The 15,783-nt window shown below is 61.1% G+C and carries 21 protein-coding genes; 6 read left to right on the top strand and 15 right to left on the bottom strand.

Features of this window, described 5'->3' with window-relative positions; translation table 11 throughout:
- Positions 1–237: 237 nt before the first annotated feature.
- The 4 genes from AC1RT2_RS31640 to AC1RT2_RS31655 form a co-directional block, all read right to left on the bottom strand.
- Positions 238–738 (bottom strand): TIGR00645 family protein, encoded by a 501-nt coding sequence (locus AC1RT2_RS31640; protein ID WP_069059874.1) that lies wholly within the window; start codon positions 736–738, stop codon positions 238–240.
- Positions 739–865: 127 nt separating this feature from the next.
- A complete protein-coding gene (locus AC1RT2_RS31645; RefSeq protein ID WP_023514833.1) occupies positions 866–1,030 on the bottom strand; it encodes a DUF1328 domain-containing protein in 165 nt (54 codons plus the stop codon).
- Positions 1,031–1,255: 225 nt separating this feature from the next.
- On the bottom strand, positions 1,256–1,453 hold the full coding sequence (locus tag AC1RT2_RS31650; RefSeq protein WP_069059875.1) for a CsbD family protein: 198 nt from the start codon (positions 1,451–1,453) through the stop codon (positions 1,256–1,258).
- Between the two features lie 83 nt (positions 1,454–1,536).
- Complete coding sequence (locus AC1RT2_RS31655; protein ID WP_493108430.1) at positions 1,537–1,875, bottom strand: hypothetical protein; 339 nt, start codon at positions 1,873–1,875, stop codon at positions 1,537–1,539.
- Positions 1,876–2,038: 163 nt separating this feature from the next.
- On the opposite strand from AC1RT2_RS31655, the gene AC1RT2_RS31660 reads away from it, so the two are divergent.
- Positions 2,039–2,191 (top strand): DUF3309 family protein, encoded by a 153-nt coding sequence (locus AC1RT2_RS31660; RefSeq protein ID WP_160857441.1) that lies wholly within the window; start codon positions 2,039–2,041, stop codon positions 2,189–2,191.
- A 29-nt stretch (positions 2,192–2,220) separates the two neighbouring features.
- Positions 2,221–2,481 (top strand): YMGG-like glycine zipper-containing protein, encoded by a 261-nt coding sequence (locus AC1RT2_RS31665; RefSeq protein ID WP_069059878.1) that lies wholly within the window; start codon positions 2,221–2,223, stop codon positions 2,479–2,481.
- Between the two features lie 77 nt (positions 2,482–2,558).
- Here the strand turns inward: AC1RT2_RS31665 and AC1RT2_RS31670 are convergent, their stop codons facing one another.
- A complete protein-coding gene (locus AC1RT2_RS31670; protein WP_160857443.1) occupies positions 2,559–2,756 on the bottom strand; it encodes a NepR family anti-sigma factor in 198 nt (65 codons plus the stop codon).
- A gap of 149 nt (positions 2,757–2,905) precedes the next feature.
- On the opposite strand from AC1RT2_RS31670, the gene AC1RT2_RS31675 reads away from it, so the two are divergent.
- Entirely contained in the window at positions 2,906–3,706 is an 801-nt protein-coding gene (locus AC1RT2_RS31675; protein WP_493108433.1) for a response regulator, read from the top strand.
- Positions 3,707–3,756: 50 nt separating this feature from the next.
- On the opposite strand, the gene AC1RT2_RS31680 is transcribed toward AC1RT2_RS31675, so the two are convergent.
- From AC1RT2_RS31680 to AC1RT2_RS31710, 7 genes are all read right to left on the bottom strand, one after another.
- Entirely contained in the window at positions 3,757–4,101 is a 345-nt protein-coding gene (locus AC1RT2_RS31680) for a RidA family protein (protein ID WP_160857445.1), read from the bottom strand.
- 118 nt (positions 4,102–4,219) lie between these two features.
- On the bottom strand, positions 4,220–4,735 hold the full coding sequence (locus AC1RT2_RS31685) for a gluconokinase (protein WP_493108435.1): 516 nt from the start codon (positions 4,733–4,735) through the stop codon (positions 4,220–4,222).
- 12 nt (positions 4,736–4,747) lie between these two features.
- On the bottom strand, positions 4,748–5,578 hold the full coding sequence (locus tag AC1RT2_RS31690) for a dipeptide ABC transporter ATP-binding protein (RefSeq protein WP_069059883.1): 831 nt from the start codon (positions 5,576–5,578) through the stop codon (positions 4,748–4,750).
- The gene (locus AC1RT2_RS31695) at positions 5,575–6,429 is read right to left on the bottom strand and encodes an ABC transporter ATP-binding protein (RefSeq protein ID WP_083242897.1); all 855 of its coding nucleotides are present in this window, start codon (positions 6,427–6,429) and stop codon (positions 5,575–5,577) included. The genes AC1RT2_RS31690 and AC1RT2_RS31695 overlap by 4 nt, the downstream gene beginning before the upstream one ends.
- Complete coding sequence (locus AC1RT2_RS31700) at positions 6,429–7,337, bottom strand: ABC transporter permease subunit (protein WP_069059884.1); 909 nt, start codon at positions 7,335–7,337, stop codon at positions 6,429–6,431. Before AC1RT2_RS31700 ends, AC1RT2_RS31695 begins: the two co-directional genes overlap by 1 nt.
- 11 nt (positions 7,338–7,348) lie before the next feature.
- On the bottom strand, positions 7,349–8,353 hold the full coding sequence (locus tag AC1RT2_RS31705; RefSeq protein WP_069059885.1) for an ABC transporter permease subunit: 1,005 nt from the start codon (positions 8,351–8,353) through the stop codon (positions 7,349–7,351).
- 103 nt (positions 8,354–8,456) lie between these two features.
- Complete coding sequence (locus tag AC1RT2_RS31710; RefSeq protein WP_493108438.1) at positions 8,457–10,052, bottom strand: ABC transporter substrate-binding protein; 1,596 nt, start codon at positions 10,050–10,052, stop codon at positions 8,457–8,459.
- Positions 10,053–10,544: 492 nt separating this feature from the next.
- Here AC1RT2_RS31710 and AC1RT2_RS31715 point away from each other — a divergent pair, with 492 nt between their 5' ends.
- Positions 10,545–11,267 (top strand): helix-turn-helix transcriptional regulator, encoded by a 723-nt coding sequence (locus tag AC1RT2_RS31715; RefSeq protein ID WP_069059887.1) that lies wholly within the window; start codon positions 10,545–10,547, stop codon positions 11,265–11,267.
- 157 nt (positions 11,268–11,424) lie between these two features.
- Positions 11,425–11,832: a response regulator gene (locus AC1RT2_RS31720; RefSeq protein ID WP_069059888.1), complete on the top strand. Its 408-nt coding sequence runs from the start codon at positions 11,425–11,427 to the stop codon at positions 11,830–11,832.
- Between the two features lie 16 nt (positions 11,833–11,848).
- On the opposite strand, the gene rirA is transcribed toward AC1RT2_RS31720, so the two are convergent.
- On the bottom strand, positions 11,849–12,313 hold the full coding sequence (gene rirA / locus AC1RT2_RS31725; protein WP_069059889.1) for an iron-responsive transcriptional regulator RirA: 465 nt from the start codon (positions 12,311–12,313) through the stop codon (positions 11,849–11,851).
- Positions 12,314–12,490: 177 nt separating this feature from the next.
- Between rirA and AC1RT2_RS31730 the strand changes: the two genes are divergently transcribed.
- Positions 12,491–13,534, top strand: a complete 1,044-nt coding sequence (locus AC1RT2_RS31730; protein ID WP_069059890.1) for a Fe(3+) ABC transporter substrate-binding protein — start codon at positions 12,491–12,493, stop codon at positions 13,532–13,534.
- A gap of 59 nt (positions 13,535–13,593) precedes the next feature.
- Here the strand turns inward: AC1RT2_RS31730 and AC1RT2_RS31735 are convergent, their stop codons facing one another.
- Together AC1RT2_RS31735 and AC1RT2_RS31740 are read right to left on the bottom strand one after the other, a co-directional pair.
- Positions 13,594–14,670, bottom strand: coding sequence for a M48 family metallopeptidase (locus AC1RT2_RS31735; protein ID WP_493108441.1), 1,077 nt, complete (start codon positions 14,668–14,670; stop codon positions 13,594–13,596).
- Positions 14,660–15,751: a YjgN family protein gene (locus AC1RT2_RS31740; RefSeq protein WP_493108443.1), complete on the bottom strand. Its 1,092-nt coding sequence runs from the start codon at positions 15,749–15,751 to the stop codon at positions 14,660–14,662. Before AC1RT2_RS31740 ends, AC1RT2_RS31735 begins: the two co-directional genes overlap by 11 nt.
- Between the last annotated feature and the right edge of the window lie 32 nt (positions 15,752–15,783).

Below are 15,783 nucleotides of genomic sequence, written 5' to 3' on the forward strand. Positions count from 1 at the left end.
CACCGCACAACACATCCCCAAAACACACCCCAAACAACCAAAACACACACCCAAATCTTGTCCGGACGGTAAAAAACCACCCTGAGACGGGGCAAACCGGCCCGGCATCCCGAAACGGCCCGGTGCACAAGACGAAGATCGGGGAAAGATGATCGTTTTCGCTTGACTTCGCGCCAAACAAAAAGGGCGCCAGCGGATATCCGCGGCGCCCTTCCCCTGCCCTTCTCGGCACGGCCATCAGCCCTTCAGCTTGGACATGATCTGTTCGAGGAAACCGAGCAGCACCGCCGAGACCACGAAGGCGAGGTGAATGAAGGTCAGCCACATCAGCTTGGTATCCGTATATTGCTGCACATTGAGGAAGACCTGCAGCAGGTGGATCGACGAGATGGCGACGATGGACGAGGCGACCTTGATCTTCAGGCTGCCGGAATCGAGTTTGCCGAGGAAGGATACATCGGCCTCTGCCTCGTCGAAGCGGCTAACGAAATTCTCGTAGCCGGCGATCATCACCATCAGGATCAGGCTGGCGACGAGGGCCGCATCGATCAGGCCGAGCATGGCGAGGATCATCTCCGCATCGTCGAAGACGAAGACGTTCATCGCCACCTTGCCGAACTTGTAGAGAAACGACACCGCATAGACCGCGAGGGCCGCGACCAGGCCGAGATAGAAGACCACCAGGATCCAGCGGCTCGACAGAATGATGCGTTCGACCAGCAGTTCGAGGGATTTCATCGATCAGACTCCAAGGATTCGATTGGTGAACGCTGATTAACCAATACCCTTGAACCCCGCAAGACCAGCCTGCGCATGCAAAAAGGGCGGCGTTCGCGAACGCCGCCCCTTCCGGAATGCTCCGTCTTCATGCCCTGCGGAACAGCCCTGCGATCAGTGACAGGACCAGAAGGGCGAGGAAGACGAAGAAGAGAATCTGCGCGATGCCGGCGGATGCACCGGCAATACCACCGAAGCCGAGCAGGCCGGCGACAAGCGCGATCACGAGAAAGACAACAGCATAATAGAGCATTTTCGAACTCCTTCTTTGTATCGAAAGAGAAACGGCGGGCTGTGGGAAAGGTTCCCGAGGCCTGGAAGAACAAAGCACTTTTATGACAGGCCCTTCCGGAACAAAACGATGCCGCCGCGGCCTTTCGGCTGCGGCGGCATGAGCGGTGATCGAGATGGTCAGCGACCATCACTTCCTGGCGCATAAGTCTTTCTTGAATCAATTCCGATTCGAGAAGCGCTATGCTCAGTGACGGCGCGCCCAATCATCGATCTGCCGCTCCGCCTCCTCCTTGGCGAGGCCGTAATGCTGCTGGATCTTGCCCGAAAGCTCGACGCGGCGGCCCTGGATGACATCGAGATCGTCATCCGTCAGCTTGCCCCACTGCGCCTGGGCCTTGCCCTTGTACTCGGTCCACTTGCCTTCGATAATATCCCAGTTCATGTCGCTGTCCTTTCTGTTCCGTTGAACGCGATGGCGTTGACCAAAGGAGAAGCGATCAACGCCGGAAAAGTTCCTGGCGATGTTCAGTGCAGCCTTGCCGGGGTCTCTGCGGGGTAGGTGTTTTCGGCAACAACCATGCCATCCGCCGGCGGGCTGACCTGTCGGACATCGACCTGCAGCCCGTTCTCCCGGGTCATGCGCCAGCTGATCTCGACATCTTCCTCGATCCACGCCGGATCGACCGCAGCGCAACGGCCATGCACAATGCGCTTGCCGACGCCAGCGCCACCGAGTGCAGCGGGAAGCGCGCCCTGGCATTCTTCCATGGATTCAAACGCCACCTGGGGCGCCGGCAATTCTTCACAGGCGAGGCTGCCATGGCTGCAGCCGACCAGAAGCATGATAGCGGCTATGTGTTCCATTTCACTCTCCATCCCCGTGTCGGGTTGGGCAAGAAACGGCATGGCATGAAAAAAGTTCCGGAACGCCGGATGACGCGGCTGTCACATTGTCGGGAACAAAATCCACCGGGACCCGTTGTTGGCGCATCGCTCGATAGCGAATTGGACGTGAAAGGAAGCGTAGATGAGCACCATTCTCCTTGTTATTTTGATCCTGCTTCTCATCGGCGCCCTGCCGAACTGGGGATATAGCCGCGGCTGGGGTTACGGCCCCTCGGGCGGCCTGGGTCTGATCGTTGTCATCCTTCTCATTCTTGTCCTCATGGGACGCATCTGATCCCGAAACCTCTTCCAGGAGCCGGAACCATGAAGAAGACCATTATTGCGTTTGCGCTCATCGCCTCCACCGTCACGCTTACCGCGTGCAGCCAGACCGAACGCGGTACGGCGATCGGCGCGGCGTCTGGCGCCATTATCGGCGGGGCTGTGACCGGCCGTGCCGGCGGTGCGCTTGCGGGTGCTGCCATCGGTGGCGCAGCGGGCTATCTGATCGCTCGCTCCGATCGGAGCGGCTACTGCGTCTACCGCGACCGTTACGGCCGTCGCTACGAGGCCCGTTGCCGCTAAACGAGCACCTATCCGAAACCAGAAACGGGCCAACAGGCCCGTTTCTTGACGTCTAGAACCAGGAAGAACGGATGTTTTCAGGAACCGCCCTTGGCCCGGCTTTCGGCCTCGTCAAGCTTTTCCAGAAGATCGAGCAGACGGCTCGGCACCGGCTCGGTCTCTATGACGTCGTAGAAGGATTTCAGCTTGCGGCCAATCGGACCGTTGGGGTCAAAGGCAGCCTTGGCAGGGGCGTTGCCGCTGCCGCGTCTCTTATCTTTACTGGGCTCGATCATGGTCTTGTTTCCATCGCCTGCCGCCCGCTATCTTCCTTTTGCCCAAGATTCCAAATAGCAAGTCAGACTTAGCATGCTACCAATAGGTTTCCGCATAATGAACTCTAGCGGAAACGGTTCCGATGCGGAACATATTCAGGGAGAACTAAATGTCACTTTCCACCCGTATTGCACCGCATCTCGCCTATCTGCGGCGGTTTTCCCGTGCCGTCACGGGTTCCCAGACATCCGGTGACGCCTATGTCGCTGCCATGCTGGAGGCGCTCGTCACCGATATCTCGCTTTACCCCGAGGGTCGCAACGACCGGATTGCGCTTTACCGGCTTTATTGCACGCTGTTCGAGAACCTCGATGTGACGTTGCCGGATAACACCTCGCCCTTCGGCTGGGAGCGGCAGGCCGCTGCCAACCTCGCCAACCTGCCACCGGCAGAGCGTAAGGCATTCCTGCTGGTCGCTGTCGAAGGCTTCGACATGAGCGAAGCAGCCGACATTCTCGACGTTTCGGAAGAACACTTCGCCGAACTGCTCGACGAGGCGTCGCGCGACATTTCCAGCCAGGTCGCGACCGACATCATGATCATCGAGGACGAGCCGTTGATCGCCATGGACATCGAGGACATGGTGAGAGGTCTCGGCCACAATGTGACCGGCATCGCACGCACGCATTCGGAGGCGGTCGAGCTCTATCACCGCACCTCGCCGCGCATGGTGCTGGCGGATATCCAGCTGGCCGATGGCTCGTCGGGCATCGATGCCGTCAACGATATCCTGAAAAACAGCACGATCCCGGTGATCTTCATCACCGCCTTTCCGGAGCGGCTCCTGACCGGCGAAAAGCCGGAACCGGCCTTCCTCGTCACCAAGCCGTTCAACCCGGACATGGTGAAGGCGCTGATCAGCCAGGCGCTGTTTTTCGACGAACAGGCGCGGCTCGCAAAGTCCGCATAACAAAAAGGCCCGCGAAAGCGGGCCTTTTCATTTCTGCCGTCGGGCTGCGCTTAGAGTGCGGCGACGACGATGACTTCGACCAGGTATTCCGGCGTGGCGAGCTTGGATTCGCCGGTCGCGCGGGCGGGCGTGTGGCCCTGCGGCGCCCAGGTATCCCAGACAGCATTCATCTTCGGAAAATCGACCATGTCGGCAAGCCAGATCTGGGCGGACAGGATGCGGGTCTTGTCCGTGCCGGCGAGCGCCAGCAGGCGGTCGACTTCGGCCAGGGCCTGCTTGGTCTGCTCGGTGACATCAGAACCGGCTTCGCCGACCTGGCCGGCCAGATAGACGGTTCCGTTGTGCACGACAGCCTGGCTCATGCGCGGGCCGGTTTCAAAGCGTTTGATGTCCATGTCTCGTTCCTGTCACGTCTCGAAATTTTTCGGAAGCCGCAGGCGCGCGTTGGCCAGCAGGCCCGCCGTCTATAGGGCTGTCAGCACAAAGATGCCAGTGCCCGCGGCAAATTCGAGGCTAGCGGAGCGCTTTCAGCCCGACGAGTGCTGCCGCGATGATCTGTTCGATCGACGCGTCGATATCGACGGTCACGACGCCCGGTTCTTGCGATGGATCTTCCAGCGTCGCGAGCTGGCTGTCGAGCAGGCTGGCGGGCATGAAATGACCACGTCGCGCCGCCATGCGGGCCATCAGCAGCTCGCGGCTGCCCTTGAGGAAGACGAAGGCGAGCGCACCGCCAGCGGCTTGCCGCAAGCGATCGCGGTAGACCGTCTTCAGAGCGGAGCAGGAAACGACGACGCTCTTGCCGTCGTGCAGTGTGTCCGCCATCGCGCGGCCGATCGTGTCGAGCCACGGCCAGCGATCGTCATCCGTGAGCGGGATGCCCTTGGACATCTTTTCGACATTGGCGGCGGGATGCAGGCTGTCGCCTTCGATGAAGGCGGCGGAAAGGGCTGCGGCAAGGCCCTCGGCGACCGAGGTCTTGCCGCAACCGGAAACGCCCATGACGACGATCGCGTGGGCGTTCGTCATCGCGTCACGTCCTCAGGCGACGCGCTTGCGCCGTTCGATGCGGGCGCGGATGGCGTCCACGTCGACGCGGGGCGTCGCGGCGAAGAGGGTTTTTGTGTAGGCGTGCTGCGGGTCGTCGAAGACCTGGTCACGGCTGCCATATTCCACCGCTTCACCGTAATACATCACCATCACGTCGTTCGCGATGTGGCGCACGACCGAGAGGTCGTGGCTGATGAAGACGTAGGTCAGGTGGAACTCGTCCTGCAGGTCGGCGAGCAGGTTCAGCACCTGGGCCTGGACCGAGAGGTCGAGGGCCGAAACCGGCTCGTCGAGAACCAGAAGCCGCGGGTTGAGCATCAGCGCGCGGGCGATCGCCACGCGCTGGCGCTGGCCGCCGGAGAACATGTGCGGGTAACGCCCGTAGTGTTTCTCCTCCAGCCCGACTTTCTTCAGGATGGCCATGGCGCGGTCGCGCCGTTCGTCCGCCGGGATCTTGGTGTTGATGATCAGCGGTTCCGTCAGGATATCGCCGATCTTCTTGCGCGGATTGAGCGACCCATAGGGGTTCTGGAAGACGATCTGCACCTTGCTGCGCATTTCCGACGTCAGCGGCTCGCTGGCGATATCGACCTTGCGGCCATCGATCAGCATATCGCCCTCGGTGATCGGATCGATCATCGTGACCATGCGGGCAAGCGTGGACTTGCCGCAGCCGCTTTCGCCGACGATGGCGAGCGTCTTGCCTTCCTCGACCTTGAAGCTCACGCCCTTGACGGCGTGAACGGTCTTGCCCGGTTTGAACATGCTGCCGGGGATATGATAGTCGCGCTTGAGATTGCGCGCTTCGAGAACTGGGGTCATCGCATGGCTCCCGCAAAAATCTCGGCGTCGGTCAGCTTTTCCGTGATCGTCGGCAGGCGTCCGCCCACAGCATTTTCCGGAAGTGCCGACAGCAAGGCCTTGGTGTAGACGCTCTTCGGGTTTTCAAAGAGCGACAGCACATCGGCCGATTCGATCTGGCGCCCCTTGTACTGCACGATCACGCGATCTGCCGTTTCGGCCACGACGCCCATGTCATGGGTGATGATGATGAGACCCATGCCGTACTCGGCCTGGAGCTTCATCAAGAGGTCGAGGATCTGCTTCTGGATCGTCACGTCGAGCGCGGTGGTCGGCTCGTCGGCGATGAGAAGCTTCGGATTGCAGGCAAGGGCCGTCGCGATCATCACACGCTGGCACTGGCCGCCCGACATTTGGTGCGGAAAGTGGCCGAGGCGCTCTTCCGGGTTCGGAATGCCGACCGACTGGAACAGCTCGATTGCCCGGTCGCGACGTGCCTTGCGGTTCAGATCCGTATGGATGCGCAGCACTTCCTCGATCTGGAAGCCGACCGTGAAGCACGGATTGAGGCTGGCGACCGGCTCCTGGAAGATCATGGCAATGTCCTTGCCGATGATCTTGCGCCGTTCGCTGTCCGACATGGCCTGCATGTCGCGACCGTTGAAAGTGAGCACGTCGGCCGTCACCTTCGCCGTCCAGGGCAGCAGCCCCATGGCGGCAAGCATGGAGACCGACTTGCCCGAACCGGATTCGCCGACGATGGCGAGCACATCGCCCTCGTCGACCTTGAGCGAAACGCCATCCACGGCGCGGAAGGGACCGGTGGCCGTCTGGAATTCGACGGTGAGGTTTTTGATTTCGAGAAGCGACATCACGACCTCTTCAGCTTGGGATCGAGGGCGTCGCGCAGGCCGTCACCCATCAGGTTGATGGCCAGCACGGTGATGAGGATGGCAAGGCCCGGGAACGTCACGACCCACCAGGCGCGCTGGATGAATTCGCGCGCTTCGGCGAGCATCGTGCCCCATTCCGGCGTCGGCGGCTGGGCGCCCATGCCGAGGAAGCCGAGGGCTGCCGCGTCAAGGATCGCCGCCGAGAAGGCGAGCGTCGCCTGCACGATGAGCGGCGCCAGGCAGTTCGGCAGGATCGTCAGGAACATCAGGCGCAGCGTGCCCGCACCGGCGACCTTCGAGCCGACGACATAGTCCTTGGTCTTTTCCGTCATGACGGCCGCACGCGTCAGGCGCACGAAATGCGGCTGGTTGACGAGCGAGATGGCGATCATGGCGTTGAGCAGGCCCGGCCCCAGAACCGCCACCAGCACGAGGGCGAGCAGCAGCGAGGGAAACGCCAGGATGATATCCATGACGCGCATGATGACCGTATCGACCTTGCCGCGGAAGTAACCGGCGACGAGGCCGATCAGCACGCCCGACACCACCGACAGCGTCACGACGACGAGACCGATGAACAGCGAGAAGCGCGCGCCATAGATGAGGCGCGAGAGGATGTCGCGGCCGACGGCGTCGGTCCCGAGCAGGTGTCCCCAGCTGCCGCCTTCTGAAAACACCGGCGGCAGGAGAAGGAGTTCGCGGTTCTGGACGCTCGGGCTGTGCGGCGCCACGATCGGTGCGAAGATCGCCACGAACAGGATCACCACGAAGAACGCGAGGCCGATGACGGCACCCTTGTTGCGCGAGAAGTAGAACCAGAATTCGGAGAGGCCGGAAGGCGGCGTGCCGCCCGTCTTGACCTCGGTCGTATTTTGAACTGCACTCATGAGATCGCCTCCTAGTGCCGGATACGCGGATTGGCCCAGCCGTAAAGCAGGTCCACCACGAGGTTGACGATCATGATGACGGCAGCGATCAACATCAGGCCACCCTGCACCACGGCATAGTCGCGCTTGAAGACGCTATCGACCATCCACTTGCCGATACCCGGCCAGGAGAAGATCGTCTCGGTAAGGATGGCGCCCGCCAAAAGCACGCCGACCTGCAGGCCGATCGTGGTGATGACGGGGATCATCGCATTGCGCAGCGCGTGCACGCCGACGACCCGGAACGGCGAAAGACCCTTGGCGCGGGCGGTGCGGACATAGTCCTCACCGAGCACTTCGAGCATGGCCGAACGGGTCTGGCGTGCGATGACCGCGAGCGGGATCGTCGCGAGCACCACGGTCGGCAGGATCAGGTAACTCACCGCCGATTTGAAGGCGCCGGCCTGTCCCGAGATCAGGCTGTCGATCAGCATGAAACCGGTGACCTGCGGGAAGAAGTACATCAGCGAGATGCGTCCCGAGACCGGCGTCCAGCCGAGATAGCCGGAAAACACGATGATGAGCAGCAGGCCCCACCAGAAGATCGGCATCGAATATCCGATGAGCGCGACGCCCATCAGAGACTGGTCGAGCCAGGTCCCCCGTTTCACCGCGGCGAAGACGCCGGCCGGAATACCGAGGAGAACCGCGACGATGATGGCGCAGAGCGAAAGTTCCAGCGTCGCCGGGAACAGGTTCATGAAATCATCAAGAACCGGCCGCTTGGTGACGATCGACGAGCCGAAGTCGCCGGTCAGAAGACCGCCGAGATAGTCGAAATACTGGACGTATATCGGTCGGTCGAGGCCGAGCTGGTGCATGAGCTCGGTGTGCCGTTCCGGAGCCATGACACGTTCACCCGACATCAGCATCACCGGGTCGCCCGGCAGAAGTCGAATGAAGGAGAACGCGATCAGCGATACCCCGAGGAACGTGGGTATCAGAACGGCAAGCCGTCCGAAGATGAAGCGCAACATGGGAGCCAATCCCTTCTTTCTTTAGAAAAACCGGCGGCTCGAATGTCTTCGAGCCGCCGGCCATTACACGCTCTTTGCGGCGTGCCTTTTTTCGTAGCCGATATTACTCGGCGATGTCCACGCCTTCGAAGACGAAGTCGCCAAGCGGAGACTGAACGAAGCCCGAGACCTTCTTGCTCATCGGAACGACGGCAAGCGAATGGTCGAGGGTGTTCCACGGCGCTTCGCGCTTGAAGATGACCTGGGCCTCTTCATAGAGCTTGGTGCGCTGTGCAACGTCGGCGGTTTCCTTCGCCTTCGTCATCAGGTCGTCGAATTCCTTGTTGCACCACTGCGCACGGTTGTTGCCGCCGACAGCGTCGCAGCCGAGCAGGGTGTCAAGGAAGTTGTCCGGATCGCCGTTGTCACCGGTCCAGCCGAGGATGGCCGCGCCGTCGCGGTCCTTGGCAGACGAGAGCTTCAGGTATTCGGCCCATTCATAGGAGACGATTTCGACTTCGACGCCGACCTTGGCAAGGTCAGCCTGCATCAGTTCTGCTGCACGGCGGGCGTTCAGCATGTACGGACGAGCAACCGGCATGGCCCAGATCTTCATCTTGAGGCCCGAAACACCGGCGTCCTCAAGCATCTTCTTGGCAGCTTCCGGGTCAAACTTGTCGTCTTCGACAGCGTCGTTATACGACCACATGGTCGGCGGGATCGGGTTCTTGGCAACGGTTGCCGCACCCTGGAAGACCGCGTCGACGATGGCCTGGCGGTTGATCGCCATGTTGAGGGCCTTGCGGACCTCGACCTTGTCGAACGGCGGAACGAGCGTGTTGTAGGCGAGGTAGGCGACGTTGAGGCCGGCCTGCTCGGAGATGTGCAGGTTCGGATCGGCCTTCAGCTCGGCAACGTCAGCGGCGTTCGGATAGGACATCAGGTGGCATTCGCCAGCCTTCAGCTTCTGCGCGCGAACGGCAGCGTCCGTGGTGATCGCGAAGACGAGATCGTCGATCTTCTGCTTGCCACCCCAGTAGTCCGGGTTTGCCTTGTAGCGGATGGCGGCATCCGGCTGGTAGGCGACGAAAGTGAACGGACCGGTGCCGAGCGGCTGCTGGTTCATCAGCTCCATCTTGCCGTCAGCCTGCAGCTTGTCGGCATATTCCTTCGATACGATCGAGATGAAGGGCATGCCGAGGTTGGCGAGCAGCGGTGCTTCCGGGCGCTTCAGCGTGATCTTGACCGTCAGGTCATCGACCTTCTCGACCTTGTCGAGAACATCCGGAAGGCCCATGCCGGAGAAGTATTCCCAGGACGCGCCCGGTACGTACTTGTTCCACGGATTGTCAGCCTTGTACTGGCGCTCGAACGAGAAGATCACGTCGTCGGCGTTCAGCTCACGCGTCGGCGTAAAATACTCGGTCGTCTGGAACTTCACGCCCTTGCGGAGCTTGAAGGTGTATTCCTTGCCATCGGCAGAAATTTCCCAGCTCTCGGCCAGCGCAGGCTCGAGTTCCGTCGTGCCGCGCTTGAATTCCACGAGCCGGTTATAAACAGTGTGCGCGGCCGCATCGAAGGTCTGGCCGCCCGTGTAGAGACCGGGGTCAAAACCTTCCGGCGACGCTTCCGAGCAATATACGAAGGTCTTCGACCAGGCGGCAGACGCCATCAGCGAGGCAAGCGCCGTCGCAGCGATAAGAGTAGTCAGCTTTTTCATAGTGAGCTTCCCAGATTTGCTTTTTTGTTCTCTTGTTACGGGCTCGGGTGCATTTCCAGCCCCGGCTTGCGCGGATGGAACGACATTTGCCGCAGGATTGCAATAAGTCTGCGAACAAATTTGTCCATTCGGAAAAAACTCTAGAACAGCATTCTCCACAGCATTAGGAACCGCGAAAAAGCGGTGCGAATCGCTCGCTGGAGCCCCTGTCAATCCCCACCTGCCCTGATAGCGACCTTCAGGCCGCCGTGTCATAAGGCGGGCAACGAGGTAAGAGGGGCTGTCCTTCGCCGTCTCGCACCGTGGCGGCGGAGCGAGACGGCAAAAAGGAGGACAGCCCCTCTTTTTTATTTCCCCTTTCCTATCAGCGAGTTATCGCTCAATCGGCCCGAAAACGGCGAGCCGTCGCGAAATTGTCCCGCAAAACCCTTTGCCGCCAGAGATTGCGGCGCTAGATTGCATTACGTGGAATCTTGGGGGGTGGGAGGCCACGTGGCCGTACTGAACCAACATTTTAGAAGATACGATTTTGAAGGCGATCTGGAGAAGGCGCTCAATCGCGTCGATTTCTTTCGCATTTTCCATACGATGGCACTGCGCTACGGCTTCGAGCATTTCGGCGTGCTCCAGCTGGCAAATGAGCATGAGACCAGCACGCTTGCCGCTCGCCTCGTGTTGCACGATCTGCCGGCTGGCCTCGCCGAAACCTATGACAAACGCCACCGGCTCAACGACTCCGCTCTGTTCCGCAGCTTCTACAAATCCACTATCTCGACGGTTTGGCAGGCCTCCGACCATGCGCATAACGGCTCATCCGCCGAGGGCGCCGACTTCATCGACCAGATCGGCTTCGACATGGCGCTTTCCATTCCGGTGCACTCGGTCGCCGGCACGCGCTACATCGTGCTGTTCCTCGGCGACGGGGACGACATCGGACGCACCGAACATTTCGAGATCTGCTACGAGGCGAACTGCGCTTTCGACTATTTCCACCGGCAGGTCCTCGCCAACAAGGCGGGCATGGGCCTGACGCCGCGCGAAACGGAAATCCTGCGCTGGATTTCCTACGGCAAGACGGCGAGCGAAATCGCCCTCATCGTCTCGGTCTCCGAGCACACCGTGAACTCGCATACCGCGACCATTCTCAAGAAGCTCGACGTGGTCAACCGCACGCAGATGGTCGCCAAGGCGATCCGCGAGCAGATCATCCAATAGCGCGCTCGGGACCGCCAAAGGGCATAGCGGCGCTATGGAACAATTCCTCGCCATAGCAAAGTTAGGGACTTGTTAATGAACGCGGGCTGGAAGACAGTAACCGCCGCTTGTCCGGGCTCCGGACGCCGTTTCGACGCAATCAGGTTCAGCTACCACCATGCCAGCACAAGTGCATATCCTGCTCGTCGATGACGATCCTGCGGAAAACCTCATCCTCAGCGCACTCATGCGCAAGGTGACGAGCTATGCGATCACGCTGCATTACGTGGAGACGGTAGAGGACGCGCTCGGCTTCATCCGTTCGTCCGGCGCGGGGCTCGACATGGTCCTGATGGACAACCGGCTTCAGCCGCAGGCGGACTTCCGCGAAACCGTGCCCGAGCTGCGGCGCAACGGCTATATCGGCCCGGTCGGCGTGATCTCGTCGTCGATCAGCGACGCCTACTTCCAGAAGATCGACGACTACGGGGTCGATTTCCGCATCGACAAGGCCGAACTCGATCCGACGGCTGTCGAATTCATTCTGCAGGAATATGTGAAGCGGGACGTCAGCGCCGGGCAGTAACCGGCGCTGTGCTTTCTCAGGCCGCCGGCTGCTGGGCGATCGGCGCGATTTCCAGGCCGAGCAGGAAGCCGATCTGCGGGCGTGCCTTGACGAGATCATCGATCGTATATTGCTGGAGCACGTCGAAGAAGGCGTTCAACGCCTTGCGCAGCGCCGCGTTGAGGCCGCAGCTGTCGACCAGCGGGCATTCGACCTCACCCGCCTCGAAACATTCCGCCATGGCGAAGGAATCTTCCGTCACCCGAACCACATCGAACAGCGTGATCTCGCTGGCTGGCTTCGGCAGGCGCACGCCACCGTTGCGGCCGCGCACCGTCTGGATGATGCCGGCCTTGGTGAGAGGCTGGAGGATCTTGAACAGAAACAGCTCCGAGACGCCGTAGGCCCGGGCAATCTCCGGAATGCGGCTGAGCTTGTCACCGTTCGCCGCGCAGTACATCAACATGCGCACGGCATAGTTGGTTTGTTTCGTCAGGCGCATCGGGAACTCCGAATCCGGTTTAAGTCCGAACACATATAGGACGGATCGCCGTTTAGAACAATTCCAAAAAGCGGAAAATCACATTCATGTTATGACAGTGGTCGCACGGTTGACTGCGGGGGGCAAGCCGTTAAACACGACTTTAGCAGTCAGGAATAAACACACTAGGAGGACCACATGAAACTGCTCAAGACGTCCCTCGCCGCCCTTGCTCTCTCGACCGCTGGTTTGGCCCTTGCCGTACCGGCTCACGCAGACGGTGAAGTCAACATCTACTCCTATCGCCAGCCGGACTTGATCAAGCCGCTGCTCGACGAATTCACCAAGGAAACCGGCATCACCACCAATGTGCTCTTCCTCGACAAGGGTCTCGTGGAGCGCATCCAGGCAGAAGGCGCGAACTCCCCTGCCGACGTTATCCTGACGGTCGATATCGCGCGCCTCACCGAAGCCAAGGACGGCGGCGTCACGCAGCCGGTCCAGAACGACACCATCAACAAGGACATCCCGGCGCAGTACCGCGATCCGGATGGCAGCTGGTTCGGCCTCACCACGCGTTCGCGCGTCGTCTATGCCTCGAAGGACCGCGTTGCGCAGAATGAGATCACCTATGAGGAGCTTGCCGACCCGAAGTGGAAGGGCAAGATTTGCACGCGTGACGGCCAGCACTCCTACAATATCGGCCTCACTGCATCGATGATCGCCCATCACGGCGAAGCCGAAGCGGAAAAGTGGCTGACCGGCCTCAAGAACAACCTCGCCAAGAAGCCGGATGGCGGCGACCGTGATCAGGCCAAGGCGATCCTCGCCGGCGAATGCGACCTGGCACTCGGCAATTCCTATTATGTCGGCCTCATGCTGACCAATGAGAAGGAGCCGGAGCAGAAGGACTGGGCGGCCGCCATCAAGGTGCTCTTCCCGAATGCCGGCGACCGTGGCAGCCACGTCAACGTATCCGGCATGGCACTCGCCAAGAACGCGCCGAACAAGGACAATGCCGTGAAACTCATGGAATTCCTGTCGGCCGGCAATGCACAGAAGATCTATGCCGAGCAGGTCTACGAATATCCGGTCCTGCCGGGCGCGGAGCCTTCGGAGATCGTCAAGTCCTTCGGCACGCTGAAGGCGGATGCCCTGCCGCTCGTCGACATCGCGGCAAACCGCAAGAAGGCCTCCGAGCTGGTCGACAAGGTCGGCTACAACGACGGCCCGTCGCAGTAATAACCCAAGCCTCCCAAGGCTAACACAGGAAACGGCGGCTCTCGGGCCGCCGTTTTCGTTTATTGCAAATCCGGGTCCGACTGGCCGGAGATGATCCGGGCATAGTCGGTGATTTCCTTCTTGCGCTGTGGCGTGCCCGGATGGGTGGAGAGGATATTGGTATCCGACTTGTCGCCGAGCTTTTCCTCCAGCAGCGTGAAGAAGCGGGCGATTGCCGTCGGGTCGTAGCCGGCCTTCGCCATCAGTTCGACGGAGCGGCGGTCGGCTTCGGCTTCGGCACTGCGGGAATAGGAGAGCGCCAACAGGCCGCCGCCCTGCACCAGAACGTCCTCGACGGCCGAGCCGACGTCGCCGGCGATCAGCATGATCAGGCCGGTCATGCCGGCGGCGCGGTAGAATTGCCGGAGACTGTGCTCCAGCTCGACATGGCCGATCTCGTGCGCCAGCACGCCGATGACCATTTCCGTATCGCCCCCCGCCAAGGTGACAAGCTGGTCGGTGATGACGAGCGTGCCATCCGGCAAAGCAAAGGCATTCGGCCCGATCAGCCCGCCGTCGCGGAAGTTGAGACTGTAGGCGCCGGCACCACGCGGTGACTGCCCGGCGATGCGCGCGAAACCGTCGGCGATTTCCTTGCGGCGGCCATCGGACAGCTTGGTCGGAGAGAATGTCGTCTGGTCGAGCGCTTCGAGCGTGCCCTTCGCCATGAGCTGCGGCACGATCGGCGGCGTCGTGGCAATCGCCACTTCGACGAGCGCCGGCACGCCCCAGCGATAAACCGCTCCGCCCAGCACGAAAGCCAGCAGGACGATCACGATAAGGCGCAGGCGGAACTGTTCCAGCCAGTGCACGATGCCGGCACCGCCCTTGCCCCGCGCCGCGAGGTAGCGATCGATGCCGTCATTGTCCCAGGTCTCGAAGATCGAGCCGTCCGGGAACGTTACCCGGCGGGGGATGGAGCCGACGCGGCCGGAAATCTCCACCCAGGAGAGCCCCGCACCGGCGAGCGGCTTTTCGCCTCCCACCGGCACGGCCGCGATTTCCCCGGCTCGCTCGACGAGGCGAGCCTCGACCGAGCGGCTCGAGCCGGCGGGGTGCCATTCCCCACCGGCGATTGCGGCATTGTCAGAAGCCAAAATCAAACCCTTCAAAGTCCATGAATTCCGAGCCGACGGCTGAACCCTGTGCCTCGATCCGGTTGAACAGTTCGCCGACATCGCCCGTGAAGGTGACACCGGTATGTTCCCAGGTATAGCGCGCCATGCGCACCGCTGCCCAGGGGCGCATAAGGCCGAGGGTGAGGATCGTCACGATCACGTTGGAAATGGCGATCCAAGTATAGCGGGTGCGCGACACGTCGCTCATCAGCTGATGCTGGCCATCGAAGGTCGTGGTCGACCAGGTGATGTTGCGCACGCCCGCCTTGTAGAACAGGCCGGCAATGCCGAAGGTGGCAAAAAGCACGATATAGCCGATGACCGCGCTGAAGATGAGCGGGATCTGCTGTTCAGGCGTCAGCAAGCCGGGCGTTTCGATCATCGGCAGGATGAGCGAAAGGTTCATCAGGACGAGGAGCGCGATGATGCCGAGGCCGACGAGCGCGATCAGGAACGACAGAAGCCAGGACTTGTAGAGCGGCCCGAGCTTCGGATCGGTCTCGAAGGCCTTGCCGCCATAGCGCAGGTTAGAGCCGACATAACGGGCGACCCAGCGGCTGGCGAGCGGCGTCAGGATGCCAATGGTGATGACGGCGAGCAGGCCACCCAGGATGAAGGCCTTGAACGCACCGCCCGCACCGCCGACGAAATCGAAGCGCACATTGCGGTAACTGGTGACGCGGGCGCTGAAGCGCAGGCCCTTGGCGACCAGCCACGGCAGTGCGATCAGCACGACGAGGGTCGGCAGCAGCACGAGGATCGGAACGAGTGCGGCGATCACGTTGAGCACGATGAAGCCGCCAAGCACGATCAAGCGGCCGATGAGGATCTGCAGCCCCTTCGCATGGTATTCAAAGGACCGGCCGAGCAGCACGGTATTGCCGTAGAAGTAACGGTTGCGGCGGACTTTTGCCCAGGCGGAATAGATGCCGAGCGTGATGATCGTCAAAAGCACATTGACGATCCAGATGCCGAAATATTCGGATGCCTTGCCGGTAAACACAATCCGGTGGAAGCCGCCCGCCTGTCCTGCGGGCCGCGCCGATTCTGCAAATGACATAGTTTGCCCCTTCCAAATGCATAGAACACGAG

The organism is Shinella sp. GW821-FHT11G07 (genome assembly GCF_058808115.1).